Below are 20,640 nucleotides of genomic sequence, written 5' to 3'. Positions count from 1 at the left end.
GCTATTTGGGGGGCAGCGGCGGCACGCCCTCCTGCCATTCGCCCCAGTTGCCGACGATGTGGTCGACGACGCGCGAGCCGACCGCCTCGACATTGGCGACCGTCTCGGCAAAGCCACCGGCCGTCTGGCCCGGCGCCGGGTCGAGATGCTGCAAGGTCGTCTCGTTCGGATTGCCCTGGTCGAAATTGACCGCGCCGCGCAGGCTGAGGATCCGGTCGGTGCCGAACTGCCGCTTGATCACCAGCGTGATCGCCGCCGCCTCCATCTCGGTGATGACATAGTCGTCGGCGCCGTAGAGCTTGGCCATGTACTGCGCCTCCTTCGACAGGCCGGGCCCGTGGAAGAAAGTGTCGCCGGTCATGTGCGTGCCGGTCTGGACGGAAGGGGCCGCCCGGGCGCGCTCCTCCGGATAGCGCTGGCGGTACTGCTTGGCGGAATCGGAATCCTGCAGGTTGACCCCAGAGCTCAGCCGCGTCGCCCAGCCGACCAGCGCCGGGTTGAGCTTGAAGACCCGGTACTCCTCATAGCCCTTGCGCGGTATGAACACCGGCTCGCCCGGCTTGCCCTCCTCCGGTGCCCAGCGATGGCCGAGATCGTAGTCGACCAGCCATGTACCCCAGGAGACGTCACCGATCGTACCGCGCGAGGGCGGCGTGCCGGCGACACCGGTGATGACGAAATAGGCTTGCGAGAAGTCGTAGTCCGGATCGAGCAGGATCGCCTGCATCGAGGACGAGGAATTGACCTTGCCCATGCCGAGCACCGCGCCGCAGACGCCGTCCTCGTTGCAATAGACCGGCTTCAATGCGCCGCGCGCCTCATGCGGCTGGCTCTTCTGCCAGTAGCGCTCATACCAATGCTGAAACTCGCCGGCCCGGTCGCCCGTATTGGCGCCGATCTCGAACATCGAGGCGACGAAGACCTTGACCTTCGTCGGCGCTGCTTCGGCCGTGTCGCCGGCTCCGAACGAGGCGAGGGCGAAGAGGGCTGCTCCCAGCCCGGTGGCGATCCGGTTCATGGCGATCTCCTTGCCGCTGCCTGATGGAAGCCGCGCAAGCAAGGTGCCTGCCATGGACCGCCCGATCAAGCATCGGCTTCGGGCGGGGCGCTCATCGGAATCGGCTTGATCACGTCGATCAGCACGCCGCTCGGATCGGCGGTGATGAAATGGCGCTGGCCGAACCACTCGTCGCGCAGTTCTTGCAGAATCGGCAGGCCGGCTGTCTTGAGGCGGGCATATTCGGCATCGGCATCCTCGACCTCGAAGTTCAGGATCAGTCCGCTGATACGCCCGCGGCCGGGGAGGGGAACAGTGTCATGGCTGCCATCCAGCACTGCCAGCGTGACCCGCTCGTCGACCGACGACTGCAGGTGGACATACCAGTCGGCCTCGAACAGGGCCTGGAAGCCGAAATGAGCGATATAGAAGGCGGCGGTCTCGGCGACCTTCTCGGTCATGATCACCGGGTAATAGCTCGTGACTTTCATGGGCTTGCTTGCCTCTCTTCATAAACATACAATCTGCATGTTTTTGTGAATTAACATACAGGCTGCACGTATGCAAGAAACCGCGCGCCGATCCAACAAGGATCGTTCCGACACCACCCGCGCTGCGCTGATCGCGGCGGGACGTCAGCTCTTCATCAGCCGCGGCTATGCCGAGACCGGCACGCCCGAGCTGGTCGCGGAGGCGGGCGTGACACGCGGCGCGCTCTATCATCACTTCGCCGACAAAAGAGCTCTGTTCCGCGCCGTGGTCGAGGCCGAGTCGGCAGCGGTCGCGCACGAGATCGAGAGCGCCGCGCGGCCTGGGCTCGCCCCTTTGAAGGCGCTCAGCAAGGGCGGTGCGGCATTCCTGGAGGCGATGCAGGTACCGGGCAGGACCCAGCTGCTGCTGATCGATGCCGCTGCTGTGCTCGGCCGCGAAGAGCTCGACGCCATCGACGCCCGCCATGGCGGGCGGACCTTGCAGGAAGGTCTCGCAGCAGCGATGCAAGTCGGGGCACTGCCGCCCTTGCCGCTGGCGTCGACCGCGCAGCTGCTCGGCGCGGCTTACGACCGTGCGGCGCTCGCCGTTGCAGCTGGAGCCGATCCCGGCGAATGGCACAAGCTCATCGACCGCGTGCTCGCCGGACTGGCTTCGCCTGGCGCAGCGCCGCGATAGACGTGCGGTGGCGGCCATGTCTGGCCGTTCCGGCTCGCATTCCGCCGGCAAAGGTGCTACCCGGCAGGCTGGAGCATGTTCCGCAAAAGTGAGGACCACTTTTGGGATCAGAACCTGCTGAGCTTTTTTAGCTTTGCGCGAATTCCGTTCGTTGGGCCGATCGCGGTCGAACGGAAAGCGCGCGAAGAGCAGTTTGAGGCGTCATGTCCGATATTTTCCGCGAAATCGATGAGGAGGTTCGCCGCGACAAGGCGACCGCCGTCTTCAAGAAGTATGGCAATGTCTTCATCGCCATCGCCGTGCTGGCTGTCGCCGGCGTCGGCGGCTGGCAGTTCTGGCAGCAGCAGGAGCGCAAGAAGGCCGAGGCCGTCGGCGCGAAGTTCGAGGCGGCGGTGCGCGCCTCGCGCGATAATGATGCCAGTGCGGCTGAAGCGACGCTGACCGAACTCGCCGCCAATGCGCCGGCAGGCTATCGTCTGCTGTCGCGTTTCCGCCTCGCGGCCGAGGTCGGCAAGCGTGACGGAGCCGCGGGCGCCACTGCCTTCGACGCGCTCGCCAACGATGCTTCGCTCGACCAGTACCATCGCGATCTGGCTCGCCTGCGCGCCGGCCTGCTGCGGGTCGACCTCATGCCTTACGCCGACTTGCGCAAGGAGCTCGAGCCGCTGACGACACCGACAGGTCTCTGGCGTCATTCAGCGCGTGAATTCCTCGGTATTTCCGCGCTCAAGGCCAACCTGTTCGAGGATGCCGGGCGGTGGTTCGATGCCATCGTCGCCGATCCACAGACGCCGCAGGTGCTGCGTCAGCGCGTCGAGCTCTATCTGACGTTGGTCCGCGGTGGGCCGGTAGCTATCAAGAATTGATTCCGGGTGCCGGTTGCTGCCGGCGGCTGCGCCCGGCACAACTGGACGGATCATGACTGCAATCATCGCCATCGTCGGCCGGCCCAATGTCGGCAAGTCGACCCTGTTCAACCGGCTCGTCGGCAAGAAGCTGGCGCTTGTCGACGACCAGCCCGGCGTCACCCGCGACCGACGCGAAGGCGAGGCCAGCCTCGGCCATCTGCGCTTCACGGTGATCGACACTGCCGGCCTTGAAGACGCGGACAAGGATTCGCTTGCGGGTCGCATGCGCGCCCAGACCGAAACCGCGATCGATCAGGCCGACGTCATCCTGTTCATGATCGATGCCAGGCTCGGCCTGACGCCGATGGACCAGCCTTTCGCCGACCTGGTGCGCCGCTCCGGCAAGCCCGTCATCCTGCTCGCCAACAAGGCCGAGGGGAACAAGGGCAAGGACGGCGTCATGGAAGCCTATTCGCTCGGCCTCGGCGATCCGGTGCCGTTCTCGGCCGAACATGGCGAGGGCACCTCCGACCTGTTGGAGGCGCTTGTCCCCTATGTCGCCGACGAGCCGGAGGAGGACGAGGAGGAGGCCTGGGCCGATGCGCCTGCCGCTGTCGCGGACGAGGAGGGCGAGGACCCCAACCGGCCGGTGCGCGTCACCATCATCGGCCGCCCGAATGCCGGCAAGTCGACGCTGGTCAACAAGATGATCGGCGAGGAGCGCCTGCTGACCGGCCCCGAGGCCGGCATTACCCGCGACACCATCTCGGTCGAATGGGAATGGCGCGGCCGCCCGGTAAAGCTGTTCGACACCGCCGGGATGAGGAAGCGCGCCCGCATCGACGAGAAGCTGGAAAAGCTTGCCGTGGCGGATTCGCTGCGCGCCATCCGCTTCGCCGAGGTCGTGGTGGTTCTGCTCGATGCGACCATCCCCTTCGAGAAGCAGGACCTGACGCTGGCCGACCTGACCGAGCGCGAGGGCCGCGCCGTCGTGATCGGCCTGAACAAATGGGACCTCGTTGCCGACAAGCAGGGCCTGCTCGCCGAGCTCAAGGAGAAGGCGCATCATCTGCTGGCGCAGATCCGCGGCGTCGAGATCGTGCCGCTCTCCGGGATCGCCGGTGACGGCATCGACCGGCTGATGCAGGCGGTGTTCCGCTCTTATGAGGTCTGGAACCGCCGCGTCTCCACCGCGAAGATCAATCGCTGGCTCGAAGGCGTGCTCTCGGCCCATCCGCCGCCAGCCGTCGCCGGTCGCCGGATCAAGATCCGCTATATGACGCAGGCCAAGGCGCGGCCGCCGACCTTCGCGCTGTTCGGCAACCAGCTCGACCACCTGCCGATCTCCTATATGCGCTATCTGACCAATAATCTGCGCGAGGCCTTCGAGCTGCCGGGCACGCCGGTCCGGCTCCATACCCGCGGCGGCGGCAACCCTTACGACAAGAGCAAGGGCTGATGCTGGAGACCGTCAGCGCGCTGTTCCTGCGCGCCGACGGGCGGGTGCTGCTGGGCCTGCGCGCCTCCTGGAAGCGCGCCTGGGCCGACCATTGGGACGCGATCGGCGGCCGGGTCGAGGCGGGCGAGGGGCTCGAAGCAGCGCTCATTCGCGAATGTCGCGAGGAGGTCGGGCTGACGCCGCTGACCTATCGGCTGATGCTTTCGGCTGAGGAACGCTTCCCCGAGCGCAACGGAGCGGCGCTCCACCACATCTATGTCGTCTCCGCCTGGGAGGGCGGCGAGGCGGAGAACCTGTCGGACGAGCATGTCCGGATCGGCTGGTTCTCGCTCGACGAGATGGCAGCTCTGCCGAACCTGACGGTACCCGACCTGATCGCGGTGGTGCGGGAATACGCGGCTGCGCTATGAGAGCCGCGTCATGCTCGGGCTTGACCCGAGCATCTCATGACGAGAAGGAGCCCTTATCGGCCAGAGATTCTCGGCTCTTCGCTACGCTCCGGCCGAGAATGACGGCGGTTCTACGCCGGCATCTGCGGCGTCAGCAGCTTGCCCTGCGGGAAGTCGAAGATCTTGCCGGTTTCGGTCCAACCCGGCGAGGCGATCTCGACCAGATGCGGCGCCAGGTCTTCCGGCGTCTTCAAGGTCATCGGGTCTTCGCCCGGCATCGCTTGGGCCCGCATCCGGGTGCGCAAGGGGCCGGGATTGACGAGCATGACCCGCAGATTGGTCGTGCGCGTCTCGTCGGCATAGCTGCGTGCCATCGCCTCGAGCGCCGCCTTGGACACCGCATACGGCCCCCAATAGGCGAGGCCCTTATGCGCCGCGCCGGAGGACAGGAAGATCGCCCGGCCGGATTCGGAGGCCTTGAGAGCCGGCTCGACCGATTTCAGCAGACGCCAGTTGGCGCTGACATTGATGTCGAAGACCTCGGCCCATTCCTTGGCGCTGACATGGGTCAGCGGCGCCAGCGGACCGAGGACGCCGGCATTGGCGAGCAGGACGTCGAGTCGGCCCCAGCGCTCCAGCACGGCAGGGCCCAGCTTTTCGACCGCGGCGGCATCAGCGAGGTCGGCTGGCACCAGCGTCGCGCTGCCGCCGAGCGTCCGGATCTCGTCGTCGAGCTCTTCGAGCGCGCCTGTAGTGCGCGCCAGGGCGATCACATGGGCGCCGGCCTGGGCAAAGGCGAGCGCCGCGGCGCGGCCGATCCCGCGCGACGCGCCGGTGACGAGCGCGATGCGCCCTTCCAGAGGCTTGGTCATCGAAATCCCGTCGAAAGGGTCAGCCGGCGGCCAGGAGCGAGATCTGCTGCTTGGCGCTCTCGCCGATGACATCGGTCAGCGAGGTCGGATAGTCGCCGGTGAAGCAATGGTCGGTGAACTGCGGCCGGGTCGCGTCGCGCTGCTCATGCCCCATCGCCTTATAGAGGCCGTCGACCGAGATGAAGGCGAGGGAATCGGCGCCGACGAACTGGCGCATCTCCTCGAGCGTATGGGTCGCGGCGAGCAACTTTGCCTGGTCGGGCGTATCGATGCCGTAATAGTCGGGATGGGTGATCGGCGGCGAGGAAATGCGGAAATGCACCTCGCGGGCGCCAGCCTCGCGCATCATCTTGACGATTTTCAGCGAGGTCGTGCCGCGCACGATCGAATCGTCGACCAGCACGATGCGCTTGCCTTCGACCACGCTGCGATTGGCCGAATGCTTCAGGCGCACGCCGAGCTCGCGCACCTTCTGCGTCGGCTCGATGAAGGTGCGGCCGACATAGTGGTTGCGGATGATGCCGAGCTCGAACGGGATGCCGCTCGCCTGGGCATAGCCGAGCGCGGCGGGAACGCCGGAATCGGGCACCGGCACGATCACATCGGCATCGGCCGGAGCTTCCGCCGCGAGATGCGCACCCATCGCCTTGCGGCGTTCATAGATGCTGCGGCCCTTCACGATCGAATCCGGCCGGGCGAAATAGATGTACTCGAAGATGCAGGGTCGTTCCGGCACGGGCGGGAAGGGCTTGTGGCTCTCGATGCCCTGCTCGGAGATGACGATGACCTCGCCATTCTCGATCTCGCGGACGAACTTGGCGCCGATGATGTCGAGAGCACAGGTCTCGGACGTCAGGATCGGGCAGCCGTTCAACTCGCCCAGCACCAGCGGGCGGATGCCGAGCGGATCGCGCGCGCCGACCAGCTTCTTGTTGGTGATGCCGACAAAGGCATAGGCGCCTTCGATCTGGCGCAGCGCGTCGATGAAGCGCTCGATGAACTTCGCTTTGCGGCTGCGCGCCACGAGATGCAGCAGCACCTCGGTGTCGGAGGTCGACTGGTAGATCGCACCGTCGCGCACCAGATTGCGCCGCAGCGTCAGCCCGTTGGTCAGGTTGCCGTTATGCGCCACCGCGAAGCCGCCACCGTGCAGCTCGGAGAAGAGCGGCTGGACGTTGCGCAGGATGGTTTCGCCGGTGGTCGAATAGCGGACGTGGCCGATCGCCTGCTTGCCCTTGAGCTTCTCGATCACGCTGGCATCGGAGAAGGCGTCGCCGACGAGGCCGAGCTGGCGCTCGGTATGGAAACGGTGGCCGTCGAAGGAGACGATGCCGGTCGCTTCCTGGCCGCGGTGCTGGAGCGCATGCAGGCCGAGCGCGGTCAGCGCTGCGGCGTCGGCATGACCGAAGATGCCGAAGACGCCGCACTCCTCGCGCAAACGATCGGCGTTCGGGTCGAACACGGCGTCGGCATCGTGGATCAGGCTCATCGCAGGCTCCATCGCGGCATTATACTCCAGTCAGGGCCGGCGTTGCGCCGGGGCGGGTCCCGCGCCGGTGGTGGCCGGAGCGGACGAATCGATCACGCGCTGCAGCGCCTGCCGATCGGTGGCAGGCGCCTGGGTGCGGCGCTGCGGATCGGCAGGGGGGCTGCCGGCCGGCGGGTTGGCGCCTGGCGTGCGCGGCTCTTCGGCGGGGGCCTCCGTGGGCTCTGAGCCGCCCTTCGACGGAATAAGCTTCTTGAAGAAGTCGGAATTCAGGTCCTGCGGCAGCATGGTCAGCAAGCTGCGCCCGGTTTCTTCGAGAAGCGGCTTGGCTCGGGCGTCCTTTGCCCAGGTCGGCAGGTTCTTGTCACCCATCAGGGTCATGAAGAACAGATAGCCGACGACGGCGAGCAGCAGGCCACGTGCGGCACCGAAGACGAAGCCGAGGGTGCGGTCGAGCGCGCCGATGCGCGAATCGAGCACGAAGTCCGAGATCCGCGCCGTGATCAGCGACACGACGATCAGCGTGCCCAGGAAGAGCGCGGCGATCACCGCGACCAGGGCTACGGTCTTGTTGGAGATGTACTGCTGCGCCAGCGGCAGCAGCTGCGGATGGAAGATCCAGGCGACGACCGCGGCGGCGGCCCAGGAGCCGATCGCCAGCACTTCGCGCGTCAGTCCGCGCACGGCTGCCAGCAAAGCCGAGATCAGCACCACGCCGATGACGACGAGATCGAGAATTGTCACAGGCATGTCAGGGCCGCTTCGCTGCAAATTCGGGGCCGGCACGCGTCAAATGGGTGGGCCGGGCGGATTTTGCTATACCCGCTCGCGTGCCGCGCGTCACCCATGCAGTCGGCTCATTTTGCACTGCGGCGAGAGCTGGCACCGATCAGGCTGTTCAGTCTGATCGGTGAATCCGTCTCTCCCTTGAGAATCGAGACCATTTTATCGATCAGCTTGCGCTGCAGGCTGGCGAGAGCGGGCTCTAGGCGCGCTCGCCGCAATCTCTGCTACGAGCTCGCCGACATGGCTCAGCCGCCGCAGCTTCAAGCCGTTGCCGTCACCGATATCGGCCCCTGCCGCAGGCAGCACCGCGCTCTCGAAACCGAGTTTCGCCGCTTCGCGCAGCCGCGCGGCTGCGACCGAGACCGGCCGGATCGCGCCCGAGAGCGCAATCTCGCCGAAATGGACCGCGCCCGAGGGCAGGATCGCCCCGGTCAGCGAGGAAATGAGCGCAGCTGCGACGGCGAGGTCCGCCGCCGGTTCGCCGACGCGCAGGCCGCCGGCGACGTTGAGATAGACGTCGTGCTGGCCGAGCTTCAGCCCGCCATGCGTCTCCAGCACCGCGAGCACCATGGCAAGGCGGCTATTCTCCCAACCGACCACGGCGCGGCGCGGTGTTCCTAGCGCACTCGGCGCCACCAGCGCCTGGATCTCGACCAGGACCGGCCTTGTGCCCTCGATGCTGGCGAGCACGGCCGCGCCCGGTGCGTCCTGATCACGACCGGCGAGGAAGAGGGCAGAGGGATTGCTGACCTCGGAAAGGCCGGCGCCGGTCATCTCGAAGACGCCGATCTCGTCGGTCGCGCCGAATCGGTTCTTCTGGCCGCGCAGGATTCGGAAGGCGTGCGCGCCTTCGCCTTCGAAGGACAGCACCGCGTCGACCATGTGCTCGACGACGCGCGGCCCAGCGATCTGGCCGTCCTTGGTGACATGGCCGACCAGGATCATGCAGGCGCCCGAGGTCTTGGCATAGCGAATCAGCGCCTGGGCCGAGCCGCGCACCTGCGTCACCGTGCCGGGCGCGCTCTCGACCTCTGAGGACCACATGGTCTGGATCGAATCGATCACGACGAGGGCAGGGCGCTCGCCTTGCCCGAGGGTGGCGATGATGTCTTCGATGTTAGTCTCGGCGGCAAGATCGACCGGCGCCTCGGCGAGGCCCATGCGCTGGGCTCTGAGACGGACCTGGCCGGTTGATTCCTCGCCCGAGACATAGACGACGCGACGGCCTGTCATCGCCATAGCGGCGCAGGCCTGCATCAGCAGCGTCGATTTGCCGATGCCGGGATCGCCGCCGATCAGGAGGACGGAGCCCGGCACGAAGCCGCCGCCGGTGACACGGTCGAGCTCAGCGATGCCGGAGACGATGCGCGGCGCGTCCTGCGTCTCGCCCTTCAGGCTTTCCAGCGCGAAAATGCGACCGCGCGCCCGTCCCCCGGAAGACGGACGGCCGCCGCCGGGGACCGGCGCGGCCTGTGCTTCCTCGGAAAGCGACGACCAGGTGCCGCAGGCATCGCATTTGCCCTGCCAGCGATGATAGACCGCGCCGCAGGCTTGGCAGATATAGGTCGGGCCGCGCTTGGCCATTATCCGAAGAACCTCTGCGTCTTTCCGGAGCTTCGCGTAGCGAAGAGCCCGGAACCCATGAACACAGGCCTGATTGGAAAAGCCAGAACGGGCTGAGCCTTGCTTCCAAAGCCTGTGTTCATGGGTTCCGGGCTCGCGGCTTTGCCGCGCCCCGGAATGACGGTGGAGAATTCAAGCAAAGCGCTACAGCCCGACATAGCGCCGCGCATGGCGGCGGCCTAGGCTGGTCAGGATCTCGTAGCCGATCGTCTTGGCGCCGGCGCCGACCGTCTCCAGGTCGAGTTCGCCACCGATCAGCGTCACAGGTGCGCCGCGCACGGCTGCATCGGCCGGCGCGTCGGAGACATCGACGATGATCAGGTCCATCGAGACTGTGCCGACGAAGGGGCAGCGCACGCCACCGACCAGTGCCGAGCCACCCTGCGAACGATCGGTCCAGCTGCCATTGCGCGGATAGCCGTCGGCATAGCCCAGACTGATGGTGGCGAGCTTGCGCCGCCCCTTCGCCGTCCAGGTGCCGTTATAGCCGACCTGGGTGCCCGCCTCGACTTCGCGCAGCTGTATGATCCGGGCTTCGAGCCCGACGACCGGCCGCATCGGGTTCGGCTTTCCGGGGGTCGGATTGCCGCCATAGAGCGCGTAGCCCGGCCGGGTGAGCTGATAGGAGGGGCAGTTCGGCAGGAAATGGCCAGAGGAATTCAGCAATGACGCCGGCACGCCGGGAAAGGCCGCGGCGATCTCGGCGAAGGCGGCGATCTGCCGGGCGTTGGCCGGATCGTCGACCACCTCGGAGGAGGCGAAATGGCTCATGACCAGTCCGATCCCGGCTGCGGCGATCACCCCGCTCTTCTCGCGCGCCAGGTCGAGCCCTTCGCCCGGCCAGAGTCCGAGGCGGTTCATGGCGGTGTCGACATGCAGCGCCGCCGGCCTGACCCTCGCGCCGCTCTGCCGGAAGCCGGCCCATTCGAGCAGCTCCTCATGCGAGCCCAGCACCGGCGAAAGATCGTGCTCGGCGAAAGTTCCGCCGGTCTCCGGCGCGAGACCGTTGAGCACGTAAATCGTCGCCTCCGGGGCGACGGCGCGGGCGCGCACCGCTTCTGACAGATGCGCGACGAAGAAGGTCTTGCAGCCGGCACTGGTGAGAGCGGTGACGGCAGGCTCGATGCCGATGCCATAGGCATTGGCCTTGACCACGGCGGACGCTTCCGTGCCGGCACGCTGCCGGAGCAGGCGCCAATTGGCGGCGAGCACGCCGAGATCGATGGTCAGCAAGGCGCCGTGACCGGCATTCTCGGGGGTGTCGAAGCTCGTCATAGGCGATCCGGCAGATGGGTTTCGTCGGCGCGGTCGGAGAAGCGGGTCACTTCCGCGTCGAACTGCAGGTTGACGGTTCCGGTCGGGCCATGGCGCTGTTTACCGATGATCAGCTCGGCGAGCCCGTGCGCCGTCTCCATATCGATCTGCCACTTGTTGTGCTCCTCGGTGCCGGGCCGCGGCTCCTTGACCTTGAGATAGTATTCCTCGCGATAGACGAACATCACCACGTCGGCGTCCTGCTCGATCGAGCCGGATTCACGCAGGTCCGAGAGCTGCGGGCGCTTGTCGTCGCGGTTTTCGACCTGGCGCGAGAGCTGCGAGAGCGCGATGATCGGGATGTTGAGCTCCTTGGCCAGCGCCTTCAGGCTGGTGGTGATCTCGGTCACCTCCTGTACGCGGTTCTCGCCCTTCTTGGCCGAGCCGGAGAGGAGCTGGAGGTAGTCGATGAACAGGACGTCGAGCCCTTTCTGCCGCTGCAGCCTTCGGGCGCGGGCGACGAGCTGGGCGATCGAGATGCCGCCGGTCTGGTCGATATAGAGCGGAAGCTTCTCGATCTGAGCGGCGACGTCTGTCAGCCGGGCGAAGTCGGCCTCGGTGATGCGCCCCTGCCTGATCTTGTAGGAGGAGATGCCCGACTGCTCGGCAACGATACGGGTAGCGAGTTGGTCGGCCGACATTTCGAGCGAGAAGAAGCCGACGATGGCGCCATCGACCGATTTGAGCGAGCCGTCATCCTGGCGTTCGCCGCGCCAGGCCTTGGCCATGTTGAAGGCGATGTTGGTGGCGAGCGAGGTCTTGCCCATGGCCGGGCGGCCGGCGAGCACGATCAGGTCGGAGCGCTGCAGGCCGCCCATGCGCTGGTCGAGGTCGCGCAGGCCGGACGAGATGCCCGAGAGGCCGCCGGCTCGCTGGAAGGCGCTTGCCGCCATGTCGATGGCGAGCCGGAGCGCTCCGTCGAATTTCTGGAAGCCGCCCTCGTAGCGGCCCTTCTCGGCCAGCGCATAGAGCTTGCGCTCGGCGTCTTCGATCTGCTCGCGCGGGGCCATCTCGACCGGCGCGTCATAGGCGACGTTGACCAGCTCCTCGCCGACGCCGATCAGCTGGCGGCGGATGGCGAGGTCGTAGACGGTTCGCCCGTAATCGCCGGCGTTGATGACGGTCGTTGCTTCGGCGGCGAGCCGGGCCAGATACTGGGACGCCGTGACGCCGCCGAGATCGATCTCACCCATGAAGGTCTTGAGCGTGATCGGCGTCGCGATCTTGCCGGCGCGGATCAGGCTCGCCGTCATCTCGAAGATGCGCCGGTGCAGCTCCTCGAAGAAATGGTCGGGCTGCAGGAAGTCCGAGACGCGGTAGAAGGCGTCATTGTTGACCAGGATCGCGCCCAGCAGCGCCTGCTCCGCCTCGATGTTGTGCGGCTGGACGCGGAAATTCGCCTCGCGGTTGGTGTCGAGGCGGGCGACGAGGGCGGTGGCGGTGGCCATAGCCTGCGAGCAATCTCTATGCGGTGAGTCGGGACAAGCTCAATCTAGCATTTGCCGGCGCTTGGCGAGTGTCAGTAGCGCAATCCACCCTAGTTCACAGGCGATACGAAAAGGGCGCCGTGTTGCCACGGCGCCCGTTGACTCTGGTAAGCGTCTGGAAGCGCTCAGCGGTCGTCGTTGTCGCCGGCTTCGGCCAGCGCTGCACCGACCTCGAGGCCGAGATCGTCGAGGTCGAACTCCTCGCGGGCCGTGACGTTCTCGCCGGCAGCCTGGCGCTGGGCTTCCTCGGCGGAGCGGGCGACGTTGACGGTCACAGTGACCGAGACTTCCGGATGCAGCACGACCGGGAGGGTGTGCAGGCCGAGCGTCTTGATCGGGGTGTTGAGCGTGACCTGGTTGCGGTCGACCGAGAAGCCTGCGGCGCTCAGCGCCTCGGCGATGTCGCGGGTCGAGACCGAGCCATAGAGCACGCCGGATTCGCCGGACTGGCGCAGTATCACGACCGACTGGCCGTTCAGGCTCTCGGCGACCGAAGCGGCCTCATGCTTCAGCTCGAGGTTGCGGGTCTCGAGCTGGGCGCGCTGGGTCTCGAAACGCTTCTTGTTCTCCTCGGTGGCGCGCAGCGCCTTGCCGCGGGCGAGCAGGAAATTGCGGGCATAGCCGTCGCGGACGCGCACGGTCTCGCCCATCTGGCCGAGTTTGGCGACGCGTTCGAGCAGGATCACTTCCATGGGTCTTCTCCTTCAGAGTTCGTAATCGAGGATCTTGGGCAGGCGTTGAATTCAGGCGGCAGGCGACGCCGGCGGCTTGCGCCGGCGAAGGTCGATCAGCGCGTCGGCGATGCCGAGCAGCGCGAGGAACGGGAAGACGGTGACCAGCATGATCACCAGCGCGAGATAGAGCGCGAACAGGGTCGGCGACCGCCAGGCCTTGCCGCGGCTGAGATCGTGCACGGCGGCGAGGCCGGCGAGACCAAAGGCAGCGATCAGCGCCCCGGCCAGGGCCGCTCCGGCGAGGCCGACGAAGCCGCCGACGAAGCTCAGCAGAATCCCGCCGACGAGCCCGGCCACGGCCATGGTCGGCAGGCGCGTCGAGGGAATTACAGGCCAAGGCCGCGGCAGCCGGCCCGAGAGCTGCACAGCCTTCGCCGCCAGCCAGAGATTGGCGACGATCATCGGCGCGAAGGAGGCGCCCGCAGCGACGGGCACCAGCATGGCGAGCTGTGCTGCGAGCTCGCCGGCATCGACGCCGGGCGGCAAGCGCACGACCGGGCTGATGCCTTCGCCGCCGGTGAACAGGAGCTGCAGCCCATGCGTCATCACGCGGCGATAAGTTTCGAAATCCGTGGAGATCGCGAGCGCGCCGCCGACCGTTACCAGCGTCGCGATGGCGGCGATCCAGACAAGCAGGCGCCCGAGCGGATACCATTCGCTGTTGCCGTTGCTGTCATCGCGGGCGAGCAAAACGAGATAGGCGATCCACCAGGCTGGCAACGCCGCGCCGATCGCGAAGGCGAGGCCGAGCGAGAGCTTGAGCACGACCGTGACGGCGAGCGTCCCGGCGGCGACCGCCACCAGCCCGGCGCGGTGGTTCCAGCCGAGCGCCGCGATGAAGACCGGGAGCGGCGCGACATAGGACAACAGCAGCGCCAGCGGCGATCCGGTGATCACCACTGTGAACAGAAGGGCTGAGACCAGCCCGGCGCCGATGCCGACGATAGGGAGCATATCCGTCCTGCTGTCCCGCTGCTCAAAAGGGCAGGGTGAGAGGCTATCGCCTCAACATACCAGACGGGTTTTCACCGCCTGGCGACCAAGTCATGTCAAATCGAAGACCCGGCGGCGCAGGACGCCGCCGGGGAAATCCTCATCCGCTCAGCGGATGACGTAAGGCAGCAGGCCGAGGAAGCGGGCGCGCTTGATCGCCTGGGCGAGCTCACGCTGCTTCTTGGCCGAGACGGCCGTGATGCGCGACGGCACGATCTTGCCGCGCTCGGAGATGTAGCGCGAAAGCAGGCGCACATCCTTGTAGTCGATCTTCGGCGCGCCCTCGCCCGAGAACGGGCAGGACTTGCGGCGACGGAAGAAGGGGCGGCGGGCGCCGGCAGATGCAGTCGACATGCTCAGGCCTCCCCAACGACGGCTTCGGTAGCTTCGTCTTCACGACGCGGGCGCTCGCGGCGCGGGCCGCGGTCACGGTCGAAACGGTCGCCGCCCGGGCCGCGATCGAAGCGATCGCTGCGCTCGTCGCGGTCGCGCTTCTGCAGCATGACCGACTGAGCTTCCTCGAGTTCCTCGACGCGGATGGTGATGAAGCGCAGCACGTCCTCGTTGATGCGCATCTGGCGCTCCATCTCGGCCACGGCGGCCGCAGGAGCGTTGATGTTCAGGAGCGAGTAGTGCGCCTTGCGGTTCTTCTTGATGCGATAGCCCAGCGACTTCACACCCCAGTACTCGACCTTGGGGACGGAACCGCCATTCGCCTCGATGATGCCCTTGAACTGCTCGACAAGGGCCTCGACCTGCTGCGCGCTGACATCTTGCCGCGCGAGCAGAACGTGCTCGTACAATGCCATAAGTGGCCTTTCTTCGTTCACCGGTTTCGTCCGACGCGGAGCCCTCCGAGCCCTGGATAAAGGCCCGACAGGATTTCTTCGAAGGCGGAGACACGGGACGGCGGCCCTCGAAGAACGAGGAGCCTGCGAAACGTTTCCCTGGAGGAATCGCCTCGCCGTCCGTTCAGCCTCCGGCCGAACAAACCGAGGCGGTCGTTACATCGTGACGGCGTGCCATGCAAGCTGAAAACATCGGAAAACGTCGATGCAAGTCGACTTTCGTCGCGCAACGCCTTGACTTGGTCGGCTGCACGGTGCGAGTGCGCCCAAACTTGTTAACCAAGCATTCTTTTCAGGACCATTGCGGCATGGCGACGGCTTTCATCTTTCCAGGGCAGGGTTCGCAGGCGGTCGGCATGGGCAAGGCGCTCGCCGAAGCCTTCCCGGTGGCGCGTGCCGTCTTCGACGAGGTCGATGCCGCGCTCGCGCAGAAGCTCTCTGCCCTGATGTGGGAAGGCCCGGCCGAGGAATTGACTCTGACGGCCAACGCACAGCCCGCCCTGATGGCCGTTAGTCTCGCCGCGACCCGTGTGCTCGAGGCTGAAGCCGGGCTCTCCTTGAAGAACGATGCCGCCTTCGTCGCCGGCCATTCGCTCGGCGAGTATTCGGCGCTGGCCGCGGCCGGCACCTTCTCGATCGGCGACGCGGCCCGGTTGCTGCGCATCCGCGGCGACGCCATGCAGAAGGCTGTGCCTGCCGGTGAGGGGGCGATGGCGGCATTGCTCGGTGTCGAACTCGACCAGGCCCGCGCGATCGCAGCCGATGCCGCCGAGGGCCAGGTTTGCCAGGTGGCCAATGATAATGGTGGCGGCCAGGTCGTGCTTTCGGGCGCCAAGGCAGCGGTCGAGCGAGCGATTGCGCTGGCCGGCGAACGCGGCGTGCGCCGTGCCATGCTGCTGCCGGTCTCCGCGCCCTTCCATTGCGCGCTGATGCAGCCGGCGGCCGAAGCGATGCAGGCAGCACTCGCCGAGGTCACCATGCAGGCTCCGGTCGTGCCGGTGATGGCCAATGTCGGCGCGGCTCCGCTCAGCGATCCGGCCGCGATCCGCGCCTCGCTGGTGGCGCAGGTTACTGGTACCGTACGCTGGCGCGAATGCGTCGAGGCGATGGCGGCTGGCGGCGTGAGCCAGTTCTACGAGGTCGGCTCAGGCAAGGTGCTCGCCGGCCTGGTCAAGCGCATCGCCGCGGGAACTGCGGCGGCGTCGATCGGATCTCCGGACGACATCGCCGCGTATAAGGCCCAGAAGGGCTAAACGGCGCAAAAGCCGGACAAGGGAGGCACTATGCTCGATCTGACGGGAAAGAAGGCGCTGGTCACCGGCGCCACCGGCGGCCTCGGCGGCGCCATTGCGCGGCGGCTTCATGCCCAGGGCGCGACGGTCGCCCTGTCCGGTACGCGGGTCGAGGCGCTGGAGGCACTGGCGAAAGAGCTGGGCGAGCGGGTCGAAATCACGCCTTGTGACCTGTCCAACCGCGAATCGGTCGAGGCGCTGGTGCCGGCGGCCGAAGCCAAGCTCGGCGGGCTCGACATCCTCGTCAACAATGCCGGCGTGACCCGCGACAACCTCTTCATGCGCCTGAAGGACGAGGACTGGGATTTCGTCCTAGCCGTCAATCTGACCGCGGCCTTCCGGCTCTCGCGCGCGGCCGTGAAGAGCATGATGCGCCGACGCTATGGCCGCATCGTCTCGATCGGCTCCGTTGTGGGCACGAGCGGCAATCCGGGGCAGGGCAACTACGCCGCCTCCAAAGCCGGCCTGATCGGCATGTCGAAGTCGCTGGCGGCGGAGGTGGCGAGCCGCAACATCACCGTCAACGTCGTCGCGCCAGGCTTCATCGAGTCGCCGATGACAGAAGTGCTGAACGAGAAGCAGCGCGAGGGTATTCTCGCCGACGTTCCGATGGGCCGGCTCGGGCAGGGAGCGGACGTTGCAGCTGCCGTTGCCTATCTCGCCAGCGACGAGGCCGGTTACGTCACCGGGCAGACCCTGCACGTCAACGGCGGAATGGCAATGATCTGAGCTGGTTAGCTTTGTCTTTTCACTCGTCTGAAGGTATGGGCTACGCTCTCGCCAGCCTATTACGAGTATGTTAATGACCCAGCCGGCCAAGCGCCGATCGGCACTCTTGGGACTTGACGCCGGCCCGGTTGTTGCGTTTGTGCAGCCATGAACTCCCGGCATGGTTCGCCGTCAGGCGAAGGTCCGAGCCGGGAAATCAGTTTTCCACCCACGCGTCGCTTTCAGCGGTGTGTTTTCGAAGTTTGAGGGAAAGACCCATGAGCGATGTCGCCGAGCGCGTGAAGAAGATCGTGATCGAGCACCTCGGCGTTGAGCCGGAGAAGGTTGTCGAAGGCGCCAATTTCATCGAGGACCTCGGTGCGGACAGCCTCGACACCGTCGAGCTGGTCATGGCATTCGAGGAAGAGTTCGGCGTCGAGATTCCCGACGACGCGGCCGAGACGATCGTGACCGTCGGCGACGCGGTCAAGTTCCTGTCGAAGTCGGCCTGACAAAGGCTTGGTCCCGGCGCGCTGGAGCCGGATGATTTCAGTTGGAATTGCAAGGCGATTCCAACTGAAATCTGAATCCGTCTCTCATCAAAAGTGGGAGCAGGATTCATGCGAAAAACCGGTTTCCACTTTTTCGCATCCTGCTCCAGCGCGCCGAGGCTGAATTGAGGAAGACCGATGCGACGTGTCGTCGTCACCGGACTGGGGATGGTGACCCCGCTTGCTTGCGGGGTCGAGCCGAGCTGGTCGCGCATTCTGGCTGGCGAAAGCGGCGCCGGCCCGATCACCACTTTCGATGTGTCCGACCTGCCGGCGCAGATCGCTTGCACTGTTTCGCGCGGCGACGGCTCGAACGGTACCTTCAATCCCGATGAGTGGATGGAGCCGAAAGAGCAGCGCAAGGTCGATGATTTCATCATCTTCGCCATGGCTGCGGCGACGCAGGCGCTGCGGGATTCCGGCTGGAAGCCCGAGAGCTACGAAGACCAGATCGCGACCGGCGTCGCCATCGGTTCCGGTATCGGCGGGCTGGGCGGCATCTACGAGGCCTCGCTGCTGCTGAAGGAACGCGGCCCGCGCCGCCTCTCGCCCTTCTTCATCCCCGGCCGCCTCAGCAATCTGGCCGCCGGCTACGTCTCGATCGAGCATGGCCTGAAGGGGCCGAACCACGCGGTCGTCACCGCCTGTTCGACCGGCGCACATGCCATTGGCGATGCGGCCCGTATGGTCGCGCTCGGCGATGCCGAGGTCATGTTGGCGGGCGGTGCCGAATCCGCCGTCAACCGCATCGGTATCGCCGGATTCTGCGCCTGCCGGGCCCTGTCGACCGGCTTCAACGAGACACCCGAGAAGGCATCGCGCCCCTATGACAGGGATCGCGACGGCTTCGTCATGGGCGAAGGCGCCGGTGTCGTGGTGCTCGAGGAACTCGAGCACGCCAAGGAGCGCGGCGCTCGAATCTATGCCGAGATCGTCGGCTACGGCATGTCGGGCGATGCCTATCACATCACTTCTCCCTCCGAGGATGGCGACGGCGCCTATCGCTGCATGCAGGCGGCGCTGAAGCGGGCTGGCCTGCGCGCCTCGGATGTCGACTATATCAACGCCCATGGCACCTCGACCCAGGTCGGTGACGAGATCGAACTGCGCGCCGTCGAGCGCCTGCTCGCCAACGCCCCGACTCGGCCGGCCATGTCCTCGACCAAATCGGCGACCGGTCATCTGCTCGGCGCGGCCGGCGCGATCGAGGCGATCTTCTCGATCCTGGCCATCCGCGACCAGATCGTGCCGCCGACGATCAACCTCGACAACCCCTCCGTCGAGACCGAGCTCGATCTCGTGCCGCACAAGGCCAAGAAGCGGAAGGTCGACATCGCTCTGTCGAACTCGTTCGGTTTCGGCGGGACCAACGCCTCGCTGGTGATGCGCCGCTTCGCCGACTGACGACAAGCGCGCTTTCGCCACAATTTTCGCTAGCCTGTCGCCGCTGTCGTGCCAGTATGCGGCCGGCATTGCCACTAGAGCCGGATCCGATCAGATTGGGATCAATCTGATCGGTGAATCCGTCTCTCACTTTGAGTTTAGAGACCGTTTTACCGATCAGCTTGCGGTGCAAGCTGATCGGAACGGGCTCTAGATCGGATCGACGCCGGCATTGCCGGTCGCGATGTCAGGGAATCGGGCGAAAGCATCATGAGTCAGCCGCCTCGCGTCGCGCCGAGGAGTCCAAACGAGGCGTTGAAGCCTGTCGCGCCGCCGGCCCCGCCGCCGAAGGCGCGCAAGCGGCGGCGTTCGCCCTTTATCGCCCTGCTCAGTGGGCTTTTCACGACGACCCTCATCCTCGCCGGCGCTGTCGGCGGCGGCATTGTCTATCTCGACGGCCGCAGCAAGGCCCCGGGACCGCTCGCCACTGATCGTGTCCTGATCATCCCGAAGGAAAACGGGGTGACGGAGATTGCCGAGCTGCTGCAGCGCGAGGGGATGATCGAGCACCCTTGGGCCTTCAAGGTCGCGGCATTCACCTCGGGCAAGGCCGCCAGCCTGAAGGCCGGCGAATACCTGTTCAAGGCGCGCGCCAGCCAGAGAGAGATTCTCGACGTCATCGCCGAGGGCAAGGCGGTCGAGCATTCGATCACCGTTCCCGAGGGCCTGACCAGCGAGCAGATCATCGCCCGTCTGCAGCAGAATGACCTCCTTACTGGCGACGTCATCCAGGTGCCGCGCGAAGGACAGATCCTACCGGACACCTACAAGTTCCAGCGCGGCTCGACGCGTCAGGCCATCGTTAACCGGATGACGCGCGACCAGAGCCGCATCCTCAACGAGGTCTGGGCCAAGCGCCCGGCCGACCTGCCGATCAAGACGCCGCAGGAACTGGTGATCCTCGCCTCGATCGTCGAGAAGGAGACCGGCCGTGCCGACGAGCGGCCGCGCGTCGCCGGCGTCTTCATCAACCGGATGAACCGCAAGATGAAGCTGCAATCCGACCCGACGATCGTCTACGGCCTCGTCGGCGGCAAGGGCACGCTCGGCCGCGGAATTACGCGCCCCGAGATCACCCAAGCGACGCCCTACAACACCTATGTGATCGAAGGCCTGCCGCCAGGACCGATCGCCAATCCGGGCCGCGCGGCGCTGGAGGCGGTGGTCAATCATTCGCGGACCAAGGACCTCTACTTCGTCGCGGACGGCAGCGGCGGGCACGCTTTCGCCGAGAGTCTGGAGCAGCATAACCGCAACGTCGCGCGCTGGCGCCAGGTCGAGTCGGCGCGCCGCGAGTCCGGCCGCCCTGCCGTCGACGGTGGCGTCGACCGGGCCGAGCCGCCACCGGCGACCGACCAGCGCACCGAGGCACCTGCCGCTACCCGGCAGCAGGATAGCCAGGCTGCGACGGCGCCTGATCAGGCCCAGCCGGAGAGCTTCCCGGTTCCGGGCAACCGCCGCGCGGCCGCCGGCCAGCCGGTGCAGGCCGGCGCGACAGCGGGGCCGGCCGGGACGCGGGCCCGCGCTTTCGACGCATCCGAAGGCACCACCCGGGATCCGCTGCTGAACAAGACCTTCGACCTCAACAGCCCCAAGCAGGTGCCGCCGCTGAAGCCCTGACGCGCTTCGGGACGATGCGCGAG

At 66.4% G+C, this 20,640-nt stretch carries 21 protein-coding genes; 9 read left to right on the top strand and 12 right to left on the bottom strand.

From position 1 onward, the window contains the following. Position 1 precedes the first annotated feature (1 nt). Positions 2 to 1,018, bottom strand: a complete 1,017-nt coding sequence (locus ACSQ3M_RS04870; RefSeq protein ID WP_436148929.1) for a purine-nucleoside phosphorylase — start codon at positions 1,016 to 1,018, stop codon at positions 2 to 4. Positions 1,019 to 1,083: 65 nt separating this feature from the next. Next, positions 1,084 to 1,488 (bottom strand): VOC family protein, encoded by a 405-nt coding sequence (locus tag ACSQ3M_RS04865; protein WP_436148928.1) that lies wholly within the window; start codon positions 1,486 to 1,488, stop codon positions 1,084 to 1,086. Between the two features lie 70 nt (positions 1,489 to 1,558). Here ACSQ3M_RS04865 and ACSQ3M_RS04860 point away from each other — a divergent pair, with 70 nt between their 5' ends. From ACSQ3M_RS04860 to ACSQ3M_RS04845, 4 genes are all read left to right on the top strand, one after another. Further along, positions 1,559 to 2,164, top strand: a complete 606-nt coding sequence (locus ACSQ3M_RS04860; RefSeq protein ID WP_436148927.1) for a TetR/AcrR family transcriptional regulator — start codon at positions 1,559 to 1,561, stop codon at positions 2,162 to 2,164. 203 nt (positions 2,165 to 2,367) lie between these two features. Beyond that, the gene (locus ACSQ3M_RS04855; RefSeq protein WP_436148926.1) at positions 2,368 to 3,030 is read left to right on the top strand and encodes a tetratricopeptide repeat protein; all 663 of its coding nucleotides are present in this window, start codon (positions 2,368 to 2,370) and stop codon (positions 3,028 to 3,030) included. 52 nt (positions 3,031 to 3,082) lie between these two features. Beyond that, complete coding sequence (der, locus tag ACSQ3M_RS04850; protein WP_436148925.1) at positions 3,083 to 4,471, top strand: ribosome biogenesis GTPase Der; 1,389 nt, start codon at positions 3,083 to 3,085, stop codon at positions 4,469 to 4,471. After that, the gene (locus ACSQ3M_RS04845) at positions 4,471 to 4,881 is read left to right on the top strand and encodes an NUDIX hydrolase (RefSeq protein WP_436148924.1); all 411 of its coding nucleotides are present in this window, start codon (positions 4,471 to 4,473) and stop codon (positions 4,879 to 4,881) included. The genes der and ACSQ3M_RS04845 overlap by 1 nt, the downstream gene beginning before the upstream one ends. 110 nt (positions 4,882 to 4,991) lie before the next feature. Here the strand turns inward: ACSQ3M_RS04845 and ACSQ3M_RS04840 are convergent, their stop codons facing one another. The 10 genes from ACSQ3M_RS04840 to rpsF form a co-directional block, all read right to left on the bottom strand. Then, the gene (locus tag ACSQ3M_RS04840; RefSeq protein ID WP_436148923.1) at positions 4,992 to 5,732 is read right to left on the bottom strand and encodes an SDR family NAD(P)-dependent oxidoreductase; all 741 of its coding nucleotides are present in this window, start codon (positions 5,730 to 5,732) and stop codon (positions 4,992 to 4,994) included. Positions 5,733 to 5,751: 19 nt separating this feature from the next. Continuing rightward, complete coding sequence (gene purF / locus ACSQ3M_RS04835) at positions 5,752 to 7,221, bottom strand: amidophosphoribosyltransferase (protein WP_436148922.1); 1,470 nt, start codon at positions 7,219 to 7,221, stop codon at positions 5,752 to 5,754. Positions 7,222 to 7,251: 30 nt separating this feature from the next. Then, the gene (locus ACSQ3M_RS04830; protein WP_436148921.1) at positions 7,252 to 7,968 is read right to left on the bottom strand and encodes a CvpA family protein; all 717 of its coding nucleotides are present in this window, start codon (positions 7,966 to 7,968) and stop codon (positions 7,252 to 7,254) included. A 195-nt stretch (positions 7,969 to 8,163) separates the two neighbouring features. Beyond that, the gene (gene radA, locus ACSQ3M_RS04825; RefSeq protein ID WP_436148920.1) at positions 8,164 to 9,588 is read right to left on the bottom strand and encodes a DNA repair protein RadA; all 1,425 of its coding nucleotides are present in this window, start codon (positions 9,586 to 9,588) and stop codon (positions 8,164 to 8,166) included. A 183-nt stretch (positions 9,589 to 9,771) separates the two neighbouring features. Then, complete coding sequence (gene alr / locus ACSQ3M_RS04820; protein ID WP_436148919.1) at positions 9,772 to 10,902, bottom strand: alanine racemase; 1,131 nt, start codon at positions 10,900 to 10,902, stop codon at positions 9,772 to 9,774. Next, positions 10,899 to 12,389 carry a replicative DNA helicase gene (locus ACSQ3M_RS04815; RefSeq protein ID WP_436148918.1) on the bottom strand — a complete coding sequence of 497 codons (1,491 nt, stop codon included), beginning with the start codon at positions 12,387 to 12,389 and terminating at the stop codon, positions 10,899 to 10,901. The genes alr and ACSQ3M_RS04815 overlap by 4 nt, the downstream gene beginning before the upstream one ends. A 164-nt stretch (positions 12,390 to 12,553) precedes the next feature. Further along, positions 12,554 to 13,120, bottom strand: coding sequence for a 50S ribosomal protein L9 (gene rplI, locus ACSQ3M_RS04810; protein ID WP_436148917.1), 567 nt, complete (start codon positions 13,118 to 13,120; stop codon positions 12,554 to 12,556). A gap of 51 nt (positions 13,121 to 13,171) precedes the next feature. Then, a complete protein-coding gene (locus tag ACSQ3M_RS04805; protein WP_436148916.1) occupies positions 13,172 to 14,116 on the bottom strand; it encodes a DUF2232 domain-containing protein in 945 nt (314 codons plus the stop codon). Positions 14,117 to 14,263: 147 nt separating this feature from the next. Then, positions 14,264 to 14,509, bottom strand: coding sequence for a 30S ribosomal protein S18 (rpsR, locus tag ACSQ3M_RS04800; RefSeq protein WP_038367644.1), 246 nt, complete (start codon positions 14,507 to 14,509; stop codon positions 14,264 to 14,266). Positions 14,510 to 14,511: 2 nt separating this feature from the next. Next, a complete protein-coding gene (rpsF, locus tag ACSQ3M_RS04795) occupies positions 14,512 to 14,964 on the bottom strand; it encodes a 30S ribosomal protein S6 (RefSeq protein ID WP_436148915.1) in 453 nt (150 codons plus the stop codon). Between the two features lie 347 nt (positions 14,965 to 15,311). Here rpsF and fabD point away from each other — a divergent pair, with 347 nt between their 5' ends. From fabD to mltG, 5 genes are all read left to right on the top strand, one after another. Then, positions 15,312 to 16,256: an ACP S-malonyltransferase gene (fabD, locus tag ACSQ3M_RS04790; RefSeq protein ID WP_436148914.1), complete on the top strand. Its 945-nt coding sequence runs from the start codon at positions 15,312 to 15,314 to the stop codon at positions 16,254 to 16,256. Positions 16,257 to 16,286: 30 nt separating this feature from the next. Next, positions 16,287 to 17,024 (top strand): 3-oxoacyl-[acyl-carrier-protein] reductase, encoded by a 738-nt coding sequence (fabG, locus tag ACSQ3M_RS04785; RefSeq protein ID WP_436148913.1) that lies wholly within the window; start codon positions 16,287 to 16,289, stop codon positions 17,022 to 17,024. A 257-nt stretch (positions 17,025 to 17,281) separates the two neighbouring features. Continuing rightward, a complete protein-coding gene (locus ACSQ3M_RS04780; RefSeq protein ID WP_043236751.1) occupies positions 17,282 to 17,515 on the top strand; it encodes an acyl carrier protein in 234 nt (77 codons plus the stop codon). A 177-nt stretch (positions 17,516 to 17,692) separates the two neighbouring features. Beyond that, positions 17,693 to 18,958, top strand: coding sequence for a beta-ketoacyl-ACP synthase II (fabF, locus tag ACSQ3M_RS04775; protein ID WP_436148912.1), 1,266 nt, complete (start codon positions 17,693 to 17,695; stop codon positions 18,956 to 18,958). Positions 18,959 to 19,207: 249 nt separating this feature from the next. Then, positions 19,208 to 20,617 (top strand): endolytic transglycosylase MltG, encoded by a 1,410-nt coding sequence (mltG, locus tag ACSQ3M_RS04770; protein ID WP_436148911.1) that lies wholly within the window; start codon positions 19,208 to 19,210, stop codon positions 20,615 to 20,617. Positions 20,618 to 20,640: the final 23 nt, after the last annotated feature.

It is taken from the genome of Allobosea sp. LjRoot90 (genome assembly GCF_964254315.1).
GTDB lineage: Bacteria > Pseudomonadota > Alphaproteobacteria > Rhizobiales > Beijerinckiaceae > Allobosea.
This window is presented reverse-complemented; position numbering and strand designations above follow the sequence as displayed.